The organism is Pontibacter sp. LHS2, assembly GCF_058932845.1.
The window spans coordinates 136,485-156,920 of sequence record NZ_JBZYWG010000002.1; the positions used below are offsets into that span (position 1 = coordinate 136,485).

The window sequence follows — 20,436 nt, forward strand, 5'->3', positions numbered from 1 at the left end:
CTTACAGTGTGAGCCTTACATTGCTCAGTTTGTAGGTATGCGATACTTTGGCAGGACCACCTATAGCTGTTTCATTGAAGTCGACTACCAGATCGATCAGGCCGGTTTCTTCGTCGTAAGTGCCCTGACCGCTAATGCCGATTTTGAAAGTGGAGGCGTCAGAACGTGTAACGGTTACATCCTGTGGAATCACTTTCACAACACCACGCTTAGCACCCGCTGCAGCAGGTATAAACTCCAGTACTTCGTCTACATTGATCTTGGCCGTCTTGGCATTGCTTGATCCGATTTCTTCACTGTAGATTCTGTGCATGTTGAACAAAGGCACACCACTCTCGGCTACATAATTGTTTACGAAGCCCATCACGGCAGCATCGTCTTCGGAGGCCACTGAGAAGTGCCCGCCTACCAGTTGCCACTTGCCTGTTTCCTTGTTGTCGAAGTAAACGCTTGGCTGGTGGTAAGCTTCATCTTTGTGCCAGGTTCTTACCGGTGAGTATGGCTCGATGGTCAAGGTATAGGTACTGATTGCGCCCAGTGTGATCGGCTGCATGCTCTGGTCAAAAGAGATTTCGACTACCTGCGTTTCACGGGCCAGGCTTGGCAACACTTCGATCTCCAGTGTCGCCTTCAGCGGATTCTCACTGAATGTAGTGCTTTTGATCTTATAATCGACACCTTCTTTGGCTGTCTCAGAGTCGTGCTTCAGTTTCAGGCGCTGCTCCAGCTCTTCTTTTGTGATATCGGCATTTACTAAAATTTCAACTGTTACGGTGCGCTCGGCCGTGTTCAGGTCAATCGCGTCACCATCTTTTGCAAAAGCTATACCTACACTTTTGACAGGCTCAGGTCCTTCTTCTTTCTCGCATGAAGTAGCCGTGAACAGAACGGCAAGTAGCAACACTAAGGAGTTGATTCTTTTCATCATAATGTAATTTTTAAAGGTGGTAAAGATTAGGTTTAAGTATCAGTTAATATCCGTCGTTCTGTTTTAAGTCTGGGTTCACATCGGTGGTGGCTTTGGGTAGCGGCAGCACCAGCCGCCGGTCTGTTGGCTCCAAGCTGCATACCTGTGCCGTGCAGTCAGTGCGGGTGATGGGCAGCATGCGGCGGCGCAGGTCAAAGTACAGGTTGCCCTCGAAGGCCAGCTCTTTGCGCCGCTCCAGCAGGATGGCATCGCGCAAGGCAGACTGGTTCATCCCTTCTTCAGGTATAAGCTCCGCATCCGCACGCAAGCGAATGGTGTTCAGGTCTTGGCTTGCCTGCTCCAAACTGCCCAACTCAGCGGCAGCTTCGGCCCGGATCAGGTATAGCTCGGAGAGGCGGAGTATTTTGATATTGGTGGAGGCCGTGCCGCCGGTTGCGTATTTCTTCGTGAAGTAATAAGTGCTGCCTAACACTACTTTGGTGTTGTACAGATTTCCGCGGCCTCGGATGTCAGTTTCGGAATAGGTGGTCAGCAGGTCCTCAGTTGCAGCGTAGGCCAGTTCGCCGCTGGTCAGGTCATAGAAACTTCCCAGACTGGTACCAGAGAAGTTCGTCTCCAGTGCCAGTTCAAAAATGGATTCGGAACTTGGCGTGCGCGTTGTCCAGCTGGCCATATATTGCTGTGCTGTTAGCAAGGTATACTGCCTGGAATTGATCACCTCATCAGCCTGTTTATAAGCCTGCTGCCAATCGCCTTTGTAGAGGTATACCTTAGCCAGGAGCGCCTTCGCAGCGTTTTTGCTCATATAAGTTTTGCTGCTCCCACCGCTGAACACTGCCGTACTGTTGTCAAAAAGCGCCATCGCCTCTGTCAGGTCTTTGGTGATAGCCTCGTAGGTTTCGGCTACAGTGGCTCGCTTGGGCAGCGGGTCGGTATACAGGCGGGGCTTCAGGTTGAGCACAATGCCCGGATGCGAGGCATCCGGCGTAAAGCCATAAGGTTGCGCGTACAGCCGTACAAGGTCAAAGTGAAGAAGCGCCCGCAAGGCCATCGCCTCAGCCATCAATCTGTTTTTGGCCTGTTGGGTACCGTGCAGTGCATTTGGCGTGTATTCGATCACATTGTTTAGGTTGTTCAACGTGATGTATAGCTGCTTGTAGGTATTGTTCATCGAGCCGTCTTCGGCTGTCTGCGCATAGTTGTACAAGTCTTCCAGCGGTAAAAACCTTTCACGGCCATACTTAATGTTCCCTCCTGCCAAATCTGGGTAGGCCATCATCTTGTGCAGGTAGTGATCGAGCTGTACAAGCGAACGGTAACTGCCCAGCAGAGCTGTTTTGGCACCCTCCAGATCTTTGAATGTCTCCTCCAGCGAAAGTTTGTCCGTCGGCTCTTTGTCCAATATATCCTCGCAGCCGGTAAGCACGAACAAGGAAGCAGGTATAAGCAGTAACAGGGTATATTTTCTCAGATTCATGATTCTCTATTTAAAAGCCTATTCTCACACCACCGGTCATATTCATCATCTCCGGATATGTAAATCGTAGTTCCGCTACTCCGTTTCGGCCCTCCGGGCTCTCTTCGCGGTACCAGTACAGCAGGTTGGTGGCATTGGCGAAAATGGAAACCCTGTCCAAGCGCACGGCTTTTGTCAGTTTCTCGGGCAGTTGGTAGTCCAGTGACACATTCGAAAGCTTGATGTAAGTCAGGTCGTGCACGTAACGAGACGAGTTACGCAAGATTTTGCTCGAGACCTGCAGCTTCGGCATGTTCGTCACGTCACCTTCTTTTTGCCAGCGGTCGAGCAAGTTCACGCTCTGGTTGCTATGGTCGAGGTTTCTGCCGTCTGCATGCTTGGTATAGGAGGCCAATAAACTGGCGCCGTAAGAGTAAACCAGATTGGCCGTCAGGGTCAGGTTTTTATACCCGAAAGAGTTGATGAAACCGCCCTCAAACTTCGGTAGTCTGTCGCCCAGCACGGTACCTTCTGTAATTGCTAGCGCTCGGGCTTGGTCGGCGCTAATGATGTTGCCATTGTTGTCATAAAAGAGTTCTACGCCGGTCATCGGGTCTACACCCGCCCACTGAAATCCCCAGATGCTGCCCGTGCTGATGCCCACCCGTGTGACAGCGGCATCGTCAGCACTTGAATACATCCCCGTAGAGGCCAAATTCAAGGCGGTGATTTTGTTGCGATTGAGGCCGAAGTTCAGTGTCGTGTTCCAGCGCAGGTCGGGTGTTTCGATATTGGCGCTATGGATGGTCAGCTCGAAGCCTTGGTTCTGCATGGTACCGGTGTTCGCCGAAATCTTATCGAAACCAGTTTCTAGCGGCACATTCACCGAAGTGATCAGGTCCTTAATCGTATTGCGGTATACCTCCGCCGTGATGTTAATGCGGTTCAGCAAGGTCATATCCATGCCGAAGTTAAATTTCAGCGAGGTCTCCCATCCCAAACCTGGATTCGGTGCTCCTGTGTTTTCGGGCAGAGAGGCCGTATTACCGTTGTAGTTAGTACGGAAGTGGTACAGGCCGCGTGCCGCATAAGAACCGATACGGGAGTTGCCTGTTGAGCCGTAACTGGTGCGCAGGCGAAGGTGATTCAGCACACTATTTGGTTGCAGAAAAGACTCTTTGGTCAGGATCCAGCCCAGGCCGACGGAACCGTTCATAGCCACCTGCTTGTCGCCGCCAAACATGGAGGACTTGTCTGCGCGCACATTCACGTTCAGGAAGTACTTTTTGTCCAGGTCATAGCCGAGCTGTGAGTAGTAGGACACTGTGGCGCTTTCGTTTTTGGAAGAAGCAGCGTCACGGGTCCCTGCCTGTCTAAGCTCCCGAATCCTGTCAAATGAAAAGTTGCTGCCCGACCCGTAGAGCAGGTTCGTAGCTTGGTCCTGCACCTGCGTGCCAGCCAGCAGGTTTATGGTATGTCTTTCCACAAATGTCTTGTCATACATACCCTGCACAAATCCGATCCAGCCAATGTTCTTTCTGTCGTATATTCTCAGCCTGCCGTTAGCGGTGCGCCCGCTGGCATTCCGCGCCGACTCGAAGCGGGTCTGTCTGTTGGTATAAAAGTCGGAACCGATTGTGCCGGAAAAGCTGATGGCGTCCGTTAACTGGTAGCGTGCATTGGTTGAGCCCGTAAAGGCCATGCCTTCGTGGTAGTTTTCGTTTTGGCTAAGCTCTGCCAAGGGATTCGACACATTGAGGAACTCGTTGAAATTTCCATCCTTATCGTAAGGTTCAATGTTTGGCGGAAGCACAATGCCACCAAAGTTGTTCAGCGCGTTCTGCCAGTTAAAAGACGGGCTCAGGTTCACTCCCACTTTCAGCTTGTCACTGATTGCATGGTCGATGCGCAGACGGAAGTTTAGCTTCTGCAAATCGTTCCCGATAGAGCTGGCCTTTTGATCCATGTAACCACCGGAGAACCGGAAGGTGGTACCGTCCTTACCGCCCGACATCTGGAAATTGGTGCTGTGATAGGTGCCGTTGCGGTTAATCAGGTTAAACCAGTCTGTGTCGATGGTACTGCTTCCTGCCAGCAAATTTGCTTGAGCTTCTGTTCTGTTGCTATTTATCAGGGTTTCGCGGAGCAGCTCGTGGTACTGCGGCCCGCTCAGGTAGTGAAACTGGTTGATGAACATGGACACCCCTGAGCGGTAATCGACATTGATCTTGGTCTTACCTGCCACACCCGCTTTTGTTGTGATAATCACGACCCCATTGCCTGCATCGGCACCGTAGAGTGCTGCCGCAGCCGCATCTTTCAGCACTGAGATGGACTCAATATCCTGTGGGTTAATATTGGAAAGCGGGTTCAGTAAAGTTTCATTGTTAAAGTTGCCGGCTCCGTCACCTTTCTGCTGCTCATACATGGGCACGCCGTCTACCACAAAAAGGGGCTGCGTAGAAGTAGATCTCCCACCAGCAATACTGGTCAGCGAGTTTTGACCCCGAATGTTGATCTTCACAGGTTTATTCAATTCCGTGGTTGTCTCCACCTGCACACCTGCCACCATACCCTCCAGCATTTTGTCGAAGCTTTCGATCGGGCGGTCTACCTGCAGCTCACGGCTGGTCAGCTGGCTGATACTGCCTACCACCTCTTCGCGGCGGCGCTCACCGGTGTAGGCGCCTGTTACCACTACTTCCTGGATAGCGTTAGTTGCCTGTTCTAACCCAACTTCAAACTTGCTCTGGCTGCCGACCAGTACCTCTTTTGGCCGCATGCCCAGAAAGCGGAACTCGAGCACTGTGGCAGGTATATTCTCTTTCACCAACCGAAAAGCGAACTCTCCGTTCATGTTGGTCATGGTGGCCTTATTAGTGCCTTTCACGATCACAGTCACACCAGGAAGGGGGCTTTTGTCCTGTTGATCGTATACTATACCATTGATCATGCGGGCATCTGTCACATTCAGTGTGGCTCTGCGGTGTCGGATGGTAATGGCTTGGGAGGTCTGCAAAAAATCAAGACTAGCCAGTCGGCCTAGCTCCTGAAAGGCCTGATGCAGGGAGCCTTCAAATCGAAAGGAGATTCGCTGGTCCAGATTCAGCTCCGACTCGTCATAGCTGAACTCCGAGCCGACCTGCTTTTCCAGTTCTTTTATTATGTCGCGCAGCGGCTTACCCTCTGCCGCAACCTGTACGTTCACATTTTTCCAGTCACGCACCTGTGCATTGGCGGGCTGACAAAGCAACACACAAAAGCATATACCTGCTATGAGCGAGTATCTGTTTAGTCGGAGTAGTTGGTCTGTAAAAACTCCCATATCTTATCTGAAAATGATGGTATCCTGTTTCACTTCATAAGTCAGGCGTTTTGCAAAGCAGATACTCTTAACCACTGTCAGGTAGTCTGCCTGCTTAAACTGGCCGCTGTAACTCCAGCTTTGCTGCTGGCTCTCGTTGCGTAGTGTGATTCCATAGGTTTGGTATAGTTTGGCGGCCACTTCCTCGAAGGAGGCATGGCGGAACAGCAGTACACCGTCTTTCCAGGCTAACAGTTCTTCTTCATCAAATGTAGAAGTGGTCACCGTGCGATCTTTCTCCGAATAAGTCAGCAATTGCTTTGGCTCCAGCATCACGCCCTCTTTCCGCTCAAGTCCCGTTACTTTCACGCTGCCCTCTACCAGCGCCACCTGTATTTGCCCTGCATCCGGAAGCACTTTCACATTGAATTTGGTACCGAGCACCGTGGTTAGCAGATTGCCAGAACGCACTACAAAAGGCTTGTCCGGGTTGCTTGCAATCTCGAAATAGGCCTCTCCTTCCAGCACCACTTCCCGCAGCGTATCGCTAAATGTCTCCGGATAAGACAGGGTACTCCCCGCGTTCAGGGTAATCTTAGAGCCGTCGCTCAGCTCCAGAATGCTTCGCTGCCCCACTGGGTTTGAGGAAGACAACCATTCTACCGGGGCTTGTTGTGATGGTGTGTCTTTTGTCTGGAAATAGAAGATAAAGCCGAAAGCCAGTGCGAGGCAGCAACTCAGCGCGATAGCCATACGGCTTATGTTAGCACGCCGCTTAACGGCAGGTATAGCCTCAGAATTATCGTTGCCGAATGGGGAGGCAGGTGTCTGTTCAGGCTGCTTCAGGAAGGACTTCAGTCGCTGTGTTTCCTGCTGAAGTTCCTCCTCCGGCAGGCGTACCTGCATCAAATCAATCAGATGTTCTGCTGTCAGGACCTCGTCCAACAGATGCGGATGCAGGCTGATCCATCGTTCCCAAAAGGCGATAGCGTCCGGATCGGTACCGAGGTAGTACCTGACAAATGATTCGTCTGCCGCAAAATCTTCTGCTTTGTAAAGGGTGTAATCCATCTGATCCAGGAATGCTATAAGGTCTTTAAATAGCAGTGTCTGGATTCCCGGATTTTTACCGGATTTATTTCAAAAATATTTTAAATAACTCTGTAGCGCTCAATCCGATGGGCAAGAACACCTTCATGTATTTGCGGAGCTGTTTCAGGGCTTCGTATACCTGGTTGTACACCGTACGGGGCTGCAGCGAGAGCAGGGAGGCTATTTCGTTGTAATTAAGTTCGCGGTAGAACTTGAGTTCGATGATCTCAAGCTGTGTTTTGGTCAACCGCTGTAGTACGGCGCGCAGTTTTGCCTTGGTGTGTTCATCAGCCTGCGACCTCACCAGAATCTCTTCATAAGAAAGCTCGTAGAGTTTCGGGCCTGTTGGCTCTGGATTCTCAGCAGGTGCGACTTGCCCCACCCGCTGCAGTTCCTTCAGGAGCTTTCGTTTGAGGTAGGTAAACAGATAGGCACGGCTGTTTTCAACTTTCTGCACCTGATGACGCTTGGTCCACAGTTCGCAGAACATTTCGTGAATGCAATCTTTTACTACTTCACGATCAGTGCATACCCGGCAACCAAACGCATACAATTTTTGATACTGACTATGGTACAATTTCAAAAATGCCTCTTGATCACCTTGCGCTATCTTCTCCCAGAGTTCCGTATCCAAAGCTTAATCTTATTTACTCGTGCAAAAGTATTGATTATTTAAACTAATTCTAAATAAGCTTGAGATAATCAACTTACAACTTCTGTAAAAAGGTAGCCATCTTTTGAAAAATAACAAATTGCCTAAAAGGTAATTTGGTAATTAACAGCGCATTACCTTTAATCTTAAAAGATTAACTTAGAATAATTTTAATTTTAGATATCCCGGAGTTTTAGTTTCAGAAAAAGCCGATTTCTCTTTCTGCTCTTGCTGTATTCCACTTTAGTAAATTCAATAGCTCTGTGTTAACTAAGCTGAACGGCTGTTTAGATGTCAACTGAGCGGTGGGACCAGGCTTGTGGCTTATCGGCAAATAAAGCTTTGGTGGCTTTCCATACCTGACCAAAAAGCTCAGAATCGCGGTAATTGTTGAGGTGTTCTTCGGAATCCCAGAGACTGTAAGTGCTGTAGATATTGGGATGGTTGAGATCTTGCAGCAACTCTACGTGGTTGCAGCCTTCAAAAGCGCGAATCTTGTCTTTGGACGTACGGAAAATCTCCAGAAAATCGTTGGTCTTTTCCGGCTGAAAGGTCATGCGGACGATGCGAATGAGCATAGTATTTAGTTTTGAGTTAGTAAATGAGTGATTCAGTGAGTTCTCAATAAGAGAATTTTGGATTGCTGATAACTGACTGAATTTTCAGTCAAAATTAATCACTCATCCACTCCTTCAAAAATAAATTGATCACTCATTCACGCAACCCAAAACTAAGCTCCCGGATAAAACCGAACATCCACTTGCGAGTCGAAGCCTAGTCCGAGCAGTTCGGCGGCATTGCCTTTGTTGATGCCGATGCAAAGCTGCCCCAAGTGATTGTAAAGGCAGCAGCAGTCGCCGTCTTCTACCTGGCTATAGTTCTGATGGATGCGTCCCACGGTCTCACGGCCGAAGTGCACGGTATAGGTACGGCCATGGGCAATGGTGTCCACGCTGTCTTTGGTTATGTTGGTGATGAGGTTGCCATAGCGGTCCACATGAATGACGTGCCCTGTTATCGAGTGGTCATTGAGGCGCAACTGCCGGTTCAGGAGCTGCTTGTAGCTGGTCGTGCGCTCGCCCAGCACATCAATGTCACCGCCCTTCGCCAGGAAGAGCGCAGCAGGAGCCAGTAGTTCTTTAGCCGGGAAAGGCAGCATTTCTTCATCAGTCTGCAACTCTACCACGATTTCAGCCTCCCCATCGGTGATAAGCGATAGCAACCCGTTGTCGGCCATCAGGAAGTAATGCCCTTTGTATTTTGCAGCATGGTATTTGCCTTGTTTACAACCGTGGGTGTCTACGGCGATCAGGTGCACGGTGCCTTCCGGAAACTCCCGGAACACAGACCCGATCACGTACTCCGCCTGCGGGATGTTGAACGGCTCAATGCCATGGGAAATGTCTACAATAGTAGCCTGAGGCTGCAGTGACAGCATCGCAGCCTTTACGGCAGCCGCATAATGGTCCGTATAACCAAAGTCGGAAGTGAATGTAATTACAGCCATAGAGCGAACTATAATTTGAGTAGATTTGTAATCTATATGTAACAATTTTAGCTAATTTACAGAATATATTACCAACGTACTATATATAACATAAACATTTGGTAGAGAAAGTAATAACTTTAGAGAATATCTCTCTGATAGATTTTCTGGGGACAGAGAATCAGAATATCAAGCAACTGGCTGCTGCTTTTCCAAGCAGTAAAATCATATCCAGAGGCAACGAGATCAAGATTCAGGGCCAAACGCCTGAGATCACCAAGATACATGAGATCCTTTCTTCACTGATCGACCACTATCACAAGTTCGGGAAGATTACGCATAACAGCGTAAATAGATACCTTTCTTCTGATCCTTTTACGGATGAGGATGTGATCGTGACTTCGCCAGACGTGATTGTGTATGGCAGTAAAGGAGGTATCATCAAAGCCAAAACGCCTAACCAGAAAAAACTGGTGGACCTGGTGGAGAACAATGACCTGGTGTTTGCGCTGGGACCTGCAGGTACCGGCAAGACCTATATCTCGGTGGCGATGGCTGTGCGCGCCCTCAAAAACAAAGAGGTAAAGAAGATCATCATTTCCCGCCCTGTGGTGGAAGCCGGCGAAAACCTGGGTTTCCTGCCGGGTGACATGAAGGAGAAGGTAGACCCGTATCTGCGCCCGATCTACGATGCCCTGGAAGACATGATCCCGATGGAAAAGCTCAAATACTACCAGGAAAGCAAGATTATTGAGATCGCGCCGCTGGCCTATATGCGTGGACGTACCCTGAGCAATGCCTTTGTGCTGCTCGATGAGGCACAGAACACGACGCCAGCCCAGATCAAGATGTTCCTGACCCGTATGGGCCCGACTTCGAAGGTGATGATCAACGGTGACCGCTCGCAGATTGACCTGCCGCACAGACAGAAGTCTGGCCTGATCGATGCCCTGCATACCTTGCGTAATGTAAAAGGCATTGGTTTTATCGAGATGCAGCCGGAGGATGTGATGCGTCACCGCCTGGTACGTGACATCGTAGATGCCTATACCCAGGCAGACGAGGCACGTCAGACGGCCAAACTCGAAGCCGAAGCTGCTGAAGCAGGTACGCCTGTGAAAGTGAACGGCCGCACAAAGAAGGTCTAACCAGAGAGCGTGTAACACAGGATGATTGAGGTAATACGTGCTGAACGCGAGCAGGATAGGTCTGCCGCGTTCAACATACGTGAACAGGTCTTTGTAGAAGAGCAGCAGGTACCCCGTGAGGCGGAACGTGACCAGTTTGAGTCGACTGCCCGCCACTACCTGGCTACCTGCGAGGGTATACCTTGCGGTGCTGCCCGCTGGCGCCAGACGGACCAGGGTGTCAAACTGGAGCGCTTTGCTGTGCTGGCTGACTACCGTAACCGACAGGTAGGTGCTGCGCTGTTGCAAGCCGTGCTGCAAGATGTGCAACACGATCATGCCAATAGCAAGGTATACCTGAACGCACAGCTGCCGGCCGTAAACTTCTATAAGCGCCATGGCTTCATACCCGAGGGCGACATGTTCACGGAGTGCGACATACAGCACTATAAGATGGTCTATAAGGGCTGATGAAACGGTGGGCTCCCTACCCTTTTGTTCGCATAGCCCTTAGCTTTATAGCAGGTATACTCGTGTACCTGTACACAGGCAAAGAGTTCAGGTATAGCCTTGAGCTCTTTGCCTTTTTTGTTGCCCTATACCTGGTGCTATACCTTACAGCACGCAAGTTGAAATCAGTGGAAGCCAACACACTGGCAGGTATAGCCGGCCTGCTGTGCTTCGCTGCCGGAGGTATATGGACCACGGACTTGCACACGGCTGCCCACCATCCTTCCCACTTAAACAACCTCACAGGTATTCCGACACACTATGTGGGTGTGGTTGATGACTATGTCATACAAAAGTCAGGCTACCAGCGCACAGTACTGCAGGTAGAGCAAGTAAAGATTAACGACCATTGGCAAGCAGTCGAAGGCAAGGTACAAATCTCGGTTCCACATGACTCAGAACGGACGTATGAGTTAGGCTATGGTGACCGCTTGTTGATTAAAGGAGCTGCTATACCTGTACCTCCACCTGCCAATCCAAACCAGTTCGACTACCGCGCTTTTCTAGCCAACAAGCAGGTCCATCATCGCCATTTTCTGCAGGCGCACCAGTTCCTAAAAATCGATTCGGACCCGACGAATCCGGTACTGTATTTCAGCATTTACTTACGACGCCAATTAGATGCCTTGTTAAAAGAATCTATTAATGAGCGACGGGAGTACGGCATTTCCTCTGCATTGATTTTGGGTGTGAAAGACGAACTCGACAACTCCATCCGCGATGCTTATGCCCAAACGGGCACCATGCACGTGCTGGCTGTGTCGGGTCTGCATGTTGGACTGATCTATGGGATACTGGCCTTTCTGCTGGCTGGCTTCAAGCGAACCACCAAACAGCGCATCGTTTATGCCGCCGTGATGCTAGGTGTGCTCTGGTTGTACGCTTTCATCACAGGCCTTTCTCCTTCTGTGCTTCGTGCCGCTTTCATGTTCAGCCTGATCACGGTGGCCATGGTATCCAAGAGGCCACACAACATTTATAACACACTGGCCATTGCCGCTTTCGTGCTGTTATGGTATAACCCATATTTCCTACTGGAAGTCGGCTTCCAACTCTCCTTTCTGGCGCTGCTCGCCATCGTATACCTGCAGCCAAGATTCTATAAATTGCTCGAATTTGACAACAGAATTCTTGACAAAGGCTGGGCACTTTTCACAGCGGCATTGGCTGCACAGCTAGGCACCTTTCCGCTAGGGCTGTATTACTTCCACCAGTTCCCGGTATATTTCTGGTTGGCTAACCTGCTCGTAGTTCCTGCCGCTACGTTGGTGCTTTATTCTGGTGTTGCCGCCCTGTTCTTCTCTTGGGTGCCACTGCTCAGCACTGTGCTGTTCAAGCTTCACTTCGCCATTACCTGGGGTATGAATGAGTTTAATTTGTGGGTTAACCAGTTGCCGCAAGCTGTGATCAACGGCATCGACATCAGTATCTCCCAAACCTGGCTACTCTATACCTTGTTGCTGCTGCTAATCCTGTTCTTCGCCTACAAGCAGCTCCGCTATTTTGGGATGGCAACTGCTGTGGTGGCCATACTGGCAACACAGGAGATCATGGAAATAGCAGCTCAACAAAATCAGCGAAGCCTGGTGGTATACAATATGCGAAACGCCACCGCTCTCAGCTTCCTGCAAGGGCAACGGGCGACGGTTGTGAGCAATCAGCCATTGGCTCCGCAAAACTATACCTACAATATACAGCCTTATCTCTGGCACAAAGGAGTGCAGCAAGCCAAGCAATATACGCTTATGGATGCGCCTGTTGCAGGCATCAGTCACGCCCTGTTACCTGACAGCAACAATTTGTATGTCTGGCAAGGCAAACGTTTCTTCGTCGTTTCAAAACCCATCAAGATGCAGCCCTCACAAAATTTTGAGGTAGACTATCTGCTGCTCACACAGAACGTGCGGATCAAGCCCGAAGAGCTTCAATTATTCCGGTTTAAGCAACTAATCCTCGACGCGTCTAATGCGCCTTGGTATTTACAACGATTAAAGCCCCAGTTGGCCGAGGCAGGTATTGTGTATTATGATATGGCGGAACGTGGGGCCTTAGTGGTAGAGTTGTAGTGGCTTGTCTGAATCAGGATTTTCAGGATTTAAAGAGGGCCCCTACCCCCACGGATTGACAGGATTCCCGTGCATGATTGACACAGCCCTGCCCCTCGCGAGAGTTTTTATTTGGCTACAGCTATTTAACAGGTGCTGCTGCGTTGATTAAGTTTCATAATACTCCTTGCAAATGAACCCACCCCTGCCCCTCCCGAGAGGGGATTTCCCTGATATTACTAGTCACAGGTGTAAGCATTATATTGATTGTTCAGCGAATAAATATACCACTGGCACGCATCGAAATACTTACTCGCCCCTTCAACTATGAAACAGATCACCTCAGCCAAGTGCACATTGCGGCGCTCCACTGTTCGAGCGGTCAGCGAGTTTGGAGCGTCTTGATTTTTTTGCCTACTTTTTTCATCAAGGAAAAAAGTAGGTGCCCGCCGCACAGGCGAAGCTATAGAACAAGTCAGGTTACTGTAGGTATAGCAGCTATACCTTGGCCAAAGGCCCCTCTATAACCGTCACAAGCGTAGACGCTCCCACCATAGGTGCGACACAAAAAAAAGCGCTGTCACAACATGACAGCGCTTTCTGCTTAAGGTGAGATAGTAAAAATTCTTATTTCTGAGCTTTAGGACCTGTAGTTGCAGGTTCCTCAGATTGGTATTTCCCGTTAAACTTCTCGTACAAATACTTCTGCTTGTCATTCAAATCGATCTTGCGACCAGAGATGAAAGCGTGCGTCACATTATTCGTACGCATGTCCAGAATGTCGCCAGCAGAAACTACGATGGTGGCATCTTTGCCCACTTCAACTGAACCTACCTGCTGGTCTATACCCAGAATTTTGGCAGTATTCAAGGTAATAGCAGCCAGTGCCTGCTCCTTGTCCAGACCATGCGCTACGGCTGTACCTGCTATGAAAGGCAGGTTGCGGATACCATGCGTACTCAGGTCATAGTCCAGTGCGAAAGGTATACCAGCTTGCTGCAACAGGTATGGCGTCTTGTACGGCATGTCCACATCTTCATCCGAACGGGAAGGCAGCGCATGCACACCCGAGTAAATGACAGCAATATTGTTGGCCTTCAGGAAGTCAGCAACAGCAACAGCGTCGCCTGCTCCAACGATCACGATGTCCTTCACACCGTGTTGCTTCACGAAGTTTACGCTCTCAATGATTTCTTTGCCGTAGTTAGCGTGGATGTAGAGCTTGCGTGAACCATCGAACAGACCGGTCAGCGAAGACAGCTTCAGGTTTTCTTTCTCGTTCTTGGCTTGCTTGTATACAGACGCATCGCGCAGAAGCTGACCCAGGTCCGCAATCGCTTCTTCACGCTGCTGGCCCATAGTAGCCATACGCGGATTAGGAGCGCCACCTGTGTTGATGATCATGTTCGGCCAGTTCAGGTGAATACCTACATCCGCTTTCACGATGGCATCCTCCCAGTTCCAGGCATCCAGATTCACGACAGAGGAAGAACCAGAAATAGTACCTCCTACCGGCGTTACCTGCGTTAATAGAACCCCATTGGCACGAATGGTCGGCACAATATCTGAGTCAGTGTTATAAGCGACAACGGCGCGCACGTTTGGGTTAAACTGCCCTACTTCACGCATATCCAGGGTAGCACGCACACTCTCGATCTCGTTCAGACCCAGCTGTGAGTTTGGCTGAATCAGGCCTGGGTAAATGTGCTGTCCGGCCACGTCAATTACTTCGTGGCCATTGCGGTTAGCGCCATTCATCGGCCCTGCATACGTGATCTTGCCATTGTCGAAACCAACGGCGGCATTCTCTACTACCTTGCCGTTGCCCACGTGCAGGGTAGCGCCCGTCAGCAATATCGGCTTGCTTTGCTTCGCAGCTGGTACCGGCACCTGCGCAAAGGCAGGGACGCTCAGCATAAAGGCTACGATCGCTGAAATATATCTTTTGTGAATTTTCATCTTTTTAAATGTTGCATTACTGCCTTGTCATATTGTTGGTTCGCAGCGCGATTTTCACAATCCTCAAAACAGCAATTTAGCCATTAAACAATTTAACAATTTAGTAAGCCAGATACTCTTCTTCCTGGTGATGCTCTACATCTTCGCAGTGTACCACAGAAGCTCTAGTTCTTGGAGGAGCCTGTGTTCTGGCGCCAGACGTTTTGGCCTGCAGCATTTTCTGGATCAGGCGCATACGCTCTTTTTCCAGGTCAGTGCGCAGTTGGTTGTCTCGTTCCAGGTCGTAGTATGCGATGCCATCCACGAAGGTCTTCTCTGCACGAGCATAGATCGACAGTGGGTGGTTATTCCAGAGCACTACGTCAGCGTCTTTGCCCACTTTGATGCTGCCCATGCGGTTGTCCAGGTGCAGGAGTTTAGCAGGATTCAGGGTCACCATTTTCAGGGCTTCTTCTTCGCTCACACCAGCATACTTTACACTCTTGGCCGCTTCCTGGTTCAGACGACGGGCCATTTCGGCATCGTCAGAGTTGATGGCAGTTGTTACACCCAGCTTGTGCATGATACCGGCGTTCTGCGGGATGGCGTCTTTTACCTCCATCTTGTAAGCCCACCAGTCAGCGAACGTTGAACCGCCTGCACCATGGTCACGCATTTTGTCAGCTACTTTATAGCCTTCCAGAATGTGTGTAAAGGTGTTCACCTTGAAGCCCATCTGGTCGGCCACTTTGATCATCATGTTGATCTCAGACTGCACATAAGAGTGGCAGGTGATGTGGCGCTTGCCGTTCAGGATTTCCACTAATGTCTCCAGTTCGATGTCTCGACGAGGCTTGCCGGCGGCGGCTTTCTGCTTCTTGGATAGTTTGTTGTAGTTCGCCCAGGTTTGCTGATACTCTTTGGCACGCTGGAAAGCGTCTACGTATACCTGCTCCACGCCCATACGGGTCTGCGGGAAGCGAACATTGTGCGCTGGAGGGCGGTTAGAGTGCTTTACGTTCTCACCCAAAGCGAATTTGATGAAGCCATCTGCATTTTCAACAAACAGCTCGTCCGGGCTCTTACCCCAACGCAGTTTGATGATGGCAGACTGCCCGCCGATCGGGTTGGCAGAGCCGTGCAGCAACTGCGAAGTAGTAACACCACCGGCCAACTGACGGTAGATGTTCGGATCTTCGTGGTTCACCACGTCCATCATGCGTACTTCAGCCGTTACGGCCTGCGTACCTTCGTTCACGCCTTGCAGCGCAATGTGCGAGTGCTCATCAATGATACCAGCTGTGACGTGTTTGCCTGTGCCATCAATCACACGGGCACCAGACTCCGACAGGTTTTTACCTACTTTGGCGATCTTGCCATTCTTCAAAATCACGTCCGTGTTCTGCAGTACACCTTCCTTCTCGTTCGTCCATACAGTAGCGTTCTTGATCAGTACTGTCTCCTGCTTCGGCAGCTCTACCTGACCAAAAGCCTGGAAAGGATAGATCATGTTGCCGAGCTCTATTGCTTGTTTCTCTTTGGCAGCGTCTTTCTTCGCTTTCTCAGTCATGGCCTCGGAGAACTTCGCATTCCACTTCACTGGCGTAGCGTCCGGCATCTGGCCTTCGCCCTGCAAAGCTTTGTCAGCGTACCAGCCACTCAGACGCACGGTCTCTTTGCTCTTCTTGTCTTTGTTGAAAGAAAGCGTCACCAGGTTACCGTTGAAGGTGATCTTACCCGTCACCGTATCCTGACCAATTACTTTCAGTTCCGGCTTATCCGGTGTACCAGCGATCTGCAGTTTCTTCTCTGGCTGCTGACCGATTTTCAGGGTATAAACACCACGGTAATCAGCTGGCACATCCGTGATCTTGTATTGATTGCCCTGCACCCAGTTCTCCAGGATCACATTGTCTTCGGCAAACAGGTTGCCGCTGGTAATGATGAAGTTGGCCAGTTTGCCTTTGTCAAGGCTGCCCACGTGCTTGTCGGCTTTCAAAAGCTGGGCCGGTGTAGCGGTCAGTGCTTTCAGGGCTTCCTCTTCTGACAGGCCGTACTCAATGGCTTTGCGCAGGTTCGGCAGGAAATCTTTTTTGTCTTTCAGGTCGGCTGTGGTGAAGGCAAAAGGTATACCTGCCTTCTGCAGCATCGCCGGGTTGGCTGGGGCCATTTCCCAGTGCTTCATGGCGTCGAGTGGCACACGACGGGCATCGTAGGTGTCCTCCACATTATAAGCCTCCGGGAAGTTCAACGGGACGATGATCGGAGCATTGGTTGCCTTGATCTCTTTGATCATCTGGTACTCGTCACCACCGCCTTTGATGATGTACTGCTTCTTGAACTCGTCGCCCACCTTGTCGGCACGCAGCACGTTCAGCTTGCTGTTGGCTTCAAATATCTGCGGATAGTTATTGGAACCCGTGAAAGCGGCCAGCGAAATATTCTGCTCACGGCCCGGGTTCATGTTGTTCCACTGCGCATCCAGGTATGTCTGGCGCAACAGGGCGATAGAGCCCATCAGTGAGTTCGGGTAATCTTGTGGCGAAGAGCCTTTCTCAAACGAAAGTGCGCTTGCCGCTTTGTCGAGCAGGATCACTTCATTCTCGCGCTTGTCAGCCAGTGTTACCAGGGTAGCCGTACCACGGGCAATGCCGTCGCGGTGTACGGCCAATACGGTACCGAAGCCCAGTTTGCGCATTTCCTCCGCCTGCTTCTTATCTACTTTGAAAAGCTCTACGGCGTTGGTTTCCGGACGAATCGCCTGGTTCCAGTTGAAAGCCCCCTGCTTGGTGGATTCCTCCTGTGGTGGTGACATCCAATTGCGGCGGTCTACCTTCACTTCGGGCAAACCGTAGCTGGTGAACATATCAACCAGGCCCGGATAAATGTGCTTGCCTTTGGCATCAACTACCACAGCGCCGGCCGGCACCTGTACCTTTGTGCCCACGGCCTCCACCTTTCCGTTGCGGATCAGGAGGGTGGCGTTTTCAATCTTGGTTTTGTAATCGGTGTGGATGGTGGCGTTGGTGAGTGCCACCAGTCCGGTGCGCTCGTCATACACGCCATTGCGCGGAAAGGTCTCCTGCGCCATCGCACTGCCTGCTGCTCCCAAAGCGAGACAGGCTGCAATGGTTAAGATTTTTCTCATTGTTCTGTGAAGGTGAAGTATAGTTTAGTTTAGGTTTAAACACACAATATAGCCATCTTCCCTCTAAATATCCATGCAATAGGTCTTTAAAATATTCAGGCTCACCATAAAAAGGCTTTTATTGATGTATAGACATGCATGCGGCTGGTCATTGTTACCTGGCATAGACCTGAATCAGTGCTTTACGTATGTACTCCTGATATTTTAAGAATAGTTGTACAAACAATCTTTGCATGCGCTTATACCTATACCTGACCTTTTTGCTGCTTGCTGCGCTGACTTTAAAATCTGTCCCTGTGATGGCGCAGGAGCAAACTACCGAAGAGAAGACGGCAAATCCATCTGATCCGGAAAGACGAAGTGTTAAAGGCCTTATTCCCGCTCCTGTGGTGTACTATACACCCGATACCCGCTTTGGCTTTGGCGCTTCCCTGTTAGGCTATTTTCGCCTCCGCAGCTATACCGATACCACCTATACCCGCCTTTCCCTGGCCCGTCTGGTAGTAGACTATACCTTAAACAAACAAACGGACCAATGGCTGTCCTGGAATATTTTCACCCGGGAAGAGCGTCTGATGTTGCGCGGCGAATTGCGTCACCGCATCTATACCGATCGCTTTTATGGCATCGGCAACGACACACGTGAAGAGGATCGTGAGCTATATGACTATGACATGATCAGCGCGAAGATTGCGGTGCTCAAAAACGTGGGTTTCCGCAGTTTTCTGGGGCCGGACCTGCAGTTCACAGAGTATTATGATGTGCAATTAGAAGAAGGCAGTCAGCTGCTATCCCAACAGATTCCGGGCTATAAAACGGGCCGCAACGTGGGCTTGGGGGCCATCTTCCTGATCGACCACCGCAACAGCACGGCTTATCCCAGCAAAGGGTTTTATCTGGAGATATCGGGCTATCACTTTGGCAAGACCTTCACTAGCGACTTCCAGTACAACAATTTCAACCTGGAGTTTAACCGTTATTATGGACTAGGCAATGACCGGGTGCTGGCCACCAACACCATGCTCCGACTCAACGAAGGGGACGTACCGGTACAACGTCTGGCTACTGCCGGAGGTGACAAACTCCTTCGCGGCTACGCCCGTAACCGCTTCCACGACGACCACTTCGTAGGCTCCCAGGTGGAATACCGCTTCCCGCTGTTCTGGCGCTTTGGCATGGCCGCTTTTGCAGGTGTTGGCGATGTGTTCGACAAACCCAAAGACGTGAGCTTCTCAACCCTCAAATATTCCATCGGCACAGGCCTACGCTACGCCATCCGTCCCGACCAAAAACTCAACACCCGCGTGGACGTAGGCTATGGGCGTGAAGGATTCAATGTATACCTGATGATTGGAGAAGCATTTTAGGAGCAGGATTTCTACAATTAAGAAAGATTTCAGGGTTTAGTTATCCTTCCTGCAGATGCGCTAGACTAGAAAAGCCATCATTTACAATGTAAACCTAACACCATAAAAAAATCCCTTCTCTCGCTAGTAAATATCCCTTAAACTTCCCTACATTTCTACTGGCAAAGTCCTGATTTATACCTGTTATAACACAGAACCTGCCCCCTCTCACCTTATACCTTCAGCTTTATGAAACCACATGTACTTGCCAGCTGCTTGCTGGGGCTCTGTTTGTTGCTGGGCACGGCTAACCGTGTGCTGGCGCAGGACCAACCAGCCGACGCTATACCTGACACCACCCCACCGAAAGCTGAAAAAACCCGGGGCGTCATTCCGATACCGGTACTCTATTATACTCCGGACACAAGACTCGGATTTGGCGCCGCACTATTAGGTTTCTTTAAACTGCAAAACAGCGATGGCGAAGGCTATACCCGTCTTTCCACAGCACGGCTGATTGTAGACTATACCTTGCGCAAACAAACCGACCAACTGTTGGACTGGGCCATATTCACTCGTGACGAAAAGTTTCTGCTGCGCGGCGAACTACGGCATCGGGTCTATACCGACCGCTTTTATGGCATCGGTAATGACACGCCACTGTCGGATGAGGAAATCTATGAATATGATTATGTGAGTGCCCGTCTGGCTGCTCTGAAGAAAGTAGGCGCCAAGACCTTTCTTGGGCCTGACTTTCAGATTGCCAATTACTACAACACAGAACTCAACCCCATTAACGAAGACCGGGAAAGCCAACTGCTCACCCAGCAGATTCCAGGGTATCAGGGCGGCGTCAACAGTGGATTGGGACTTGTCTTCCTGCTCGACAGTCGTGATAATGTGGCCTTTGCCAGCAGTGGCACTTACCTCGAAATGTCTGGGTACCGCTTTGGCAGTGCCTTCGGGGGGGATTTTGGCTACAACAATTTCAACCTGGACTTCCGCAAATATTTCCAGCTAAAGCCCAATCATATCCTGGCGCATAACACCAGTTTCAACCTCAACAACGGTGAAATACCGGTCATGCGCATGGCCATGGCCGGCGGGGACCGCATTTTGCGCGGCTATGCGAAGAACCGCTTCCTGGAAGACAACTTTGCTGGCACGCAGTTGGAGTATCGCTTCCCATTGTTCTGGCGCTTTGGCATGGCTGCATTTGCAGGTATAGGCGATGTGTTTGACAAACCAAAAGACGTCAGCTTCTCTACACTCAAATATTCTATCGGCTCAGGTTTACGCTATGCGCTCAACCCGGAGCAAAAGCTCAACATCCGGGCAGATATCGGGTATGGACGCGAAGGGGTGAATTTTTATGTGATGATTGGGGAAGCTTTTTAATCCTGT

General features: G+C 50.3%; 14 protein-coding genes. 5 read left to right on the plus strand and 9 right to left on the minus strand.

Annotated features, from left to right (window positions below; all coding sequences use genetic code 11):
* Position 1 precedes the first annotated feature (1 nt).
* From AC5FX6_RS09310 to AC5FX6_RS09340, 7 genes are all read right to left on the minus strand, one after another.
* Positions 2-928 carry a hypothetical protein gene (locus AC5FX6_RS09310; RefSeq protein ID WP_493596774.1) on the minus strand — a complete coding sequence of 309 codons (927 nt, stop codon included), beginning with the start codon at positions 926-928 and terminating at the stop codon, positions 2-4.
* A 43-nt stretch (positions 929-971) separates the two neighbouring features.
* Positions 972-2,405 carry a RagB/SusD family nutrient uptake outer membrane protein gene (locus tag AC5FX6_RS09315; protein ID WP_493596775.1) on the minus strand — a complete coding sequence of 478 codons (1,434 nt, stop codon included), beginning with the start codon at positions 2,403-2,405 and terminating at the stop codon, positions 972-974.
* Positions 2,406-2,415: 10 nt separating this feature from the next.
* Positions 2,416-5,709 carry a SusC/RagA family TonB-linked outer membrane protein gene (locus tag AC5FX6_RS09320; RefSeq protein ID WP_493596776.1) on the minus strand — a complete coding sequence of 1,098 codons (3,294 nt, stop codon included), beginning with the start codon at positions 5,707-5,709 and terminating at the stop codon, positions 2,416-2,418.
* 3 nt (positions 5,710-5,712) lie between these two features.
* Positions 5,713-6,759, minus strand: coding sequence for a FecR family protein (locus AC5FX6_RS09325; protein ID WP_493596777.1), 1,047 nt, complete (start codon positions 6,757-6,759; stop codon positions 5,713-5,715).
* Between the two features lie 64 nt (positions 6,760-6,823).
* Positions 6,824-7,414, minus strand: a complete 591-nt coding sequence (locus AC5FX6_RS09330) for an RNA polymerase sigma factor (RefSeq protein WP_493596778.1) — start codon at positions 7,412-7,414, stop codon at positions 6,824-6,826.
* Between the two features lie 305 nt (positions 7,415-7,719).
* Positions 7,720-8,010: a putative quinol monooxygenase gene (locus AC5FX6_RS09335; protein ID WP_493596779.1), complete on the minus strand. Its 291-nt coding sequence runs from the start codon at positions 8,008-8,010 to the stop codon at positions 7,720-7,722.
* Between the two features lie 152 nt (positions 8,011-8,162).
* Positions 8,163-8,939, minus strand: a complete 777-nt coding sequence (locus AC5FX6_RS09340; RefSeq protein ID WP_493596780.1) for an SAM hydrolase/SAM-dependent halogenase family protein — start codon at positions 8,937-8,939, stop codon at positions 8,163-8,165.
* A 98-nt stretch (positions 8,940-9,037) separates the two neighbouring features.
* Between AC5FX6_RS09340 and AC5FX6_RS09345 the strand changes: the two genes are divergently transcribed.
* From AC5FX6_RS09345 to AC5FX6_RS09355, 3 genes are read left to right on the plus strand one after another with little or no spacing between them, the layout of a single operon-like run.
* Positions 9,038-10,066, plus strand: a complete 1,029-nt coding sequence (locus AC5FX6_RS09345) for a PhoH family protein (RefSeq protein WP_493596781.1) — start codon at positions 9,038-9,040, stop codon at positions 10,064-10,066.
* 21 nt (positions 10,067-10,087) lie between these two features.
* Positions 10,088-10,516 (plus strand): GNAT family N-acetyltransferase, encoded by a 429-nt coding sequence (locus tag AC5FX6_RS09350; RefSeq protein ID WP_493596782.1) that lies wholly within the window; start codon positions 10,088-10,090, stop codon positions 10,514-10,516.
* Positions 10,516-12,621, plus strand: coding sequence for a ComEC/Rec2 family competence protein (locus AC5FX6_RS09355; protein ID WP_493596783.1), 2,106 nt, complete (start codon positions 10,516-10,518; stop codon positions 12,619-12,621). The genes AC5FX6_RS09350 and AC5FX6_RS09355 overlap by 1 nt, the downstream gene beginning before the upstream one ends.
* 606 nt (positions 12,622-13,227) lie before the next feature.
* On the opposite strand, the gene AC5FX6_RS09360 is transcribed toward AC5FX6_RS09355, so the two are convergent.
* Entirely contained in the window at positions 13,228-14,559 is a 1,332-nt protein-coding gene (locus tag AC5FX6_RS09360; protein ID WP_493596784.1) for an amidohydrolase family protein, read from the minus strand.
* Positions 14,560-14,659: 100 nt separating this feature from the next.
* Positions 14,660-17,686, minus strand: a complete 3,027-nt coding sequence (locus AC5FX6_RS09365) for an amidohydrolase family protein (protein ID WP_493596785.1) — start codon at positions 17,684-17,686, stop codon at positions 14,660-14,662.
* 233 nt (positions 17,687-17,919) lie between these two features.
* On the opposite strand from AC5FX6_RS09365, the gene AC5FX6_RS09370 reads away from it, so the two are divergent.
* Together AC5FX6_RS09370 and AC5FX6_RS09375 are read left to right on the plus strand one after the other, a co-directional pair.
* A complete protein-coding gene (locus tag AC5FX6_RS09370; RefSeq protein WP_493596786.1) occupies positions 17,920-19,053 on the plus strand; it encodes a BamA/TamA family outer membrane protein in 1,134 nt (377 codons plus the stop codon).
* 228 nt (positions 19,054-19,281) lie between these two features.
* A complete protein-coding gene (locus AC5FX6_RS09375) occupies positions 19,282-20,430 on the plus strand; it encodes a BamA/TamA family outer membrane protein (protein ID WP_493596787.1) in 1,149 nt (382 codons plus the stop codon).
* Positions 20,431-20,436: the final 6 nt, after the last annotated feature.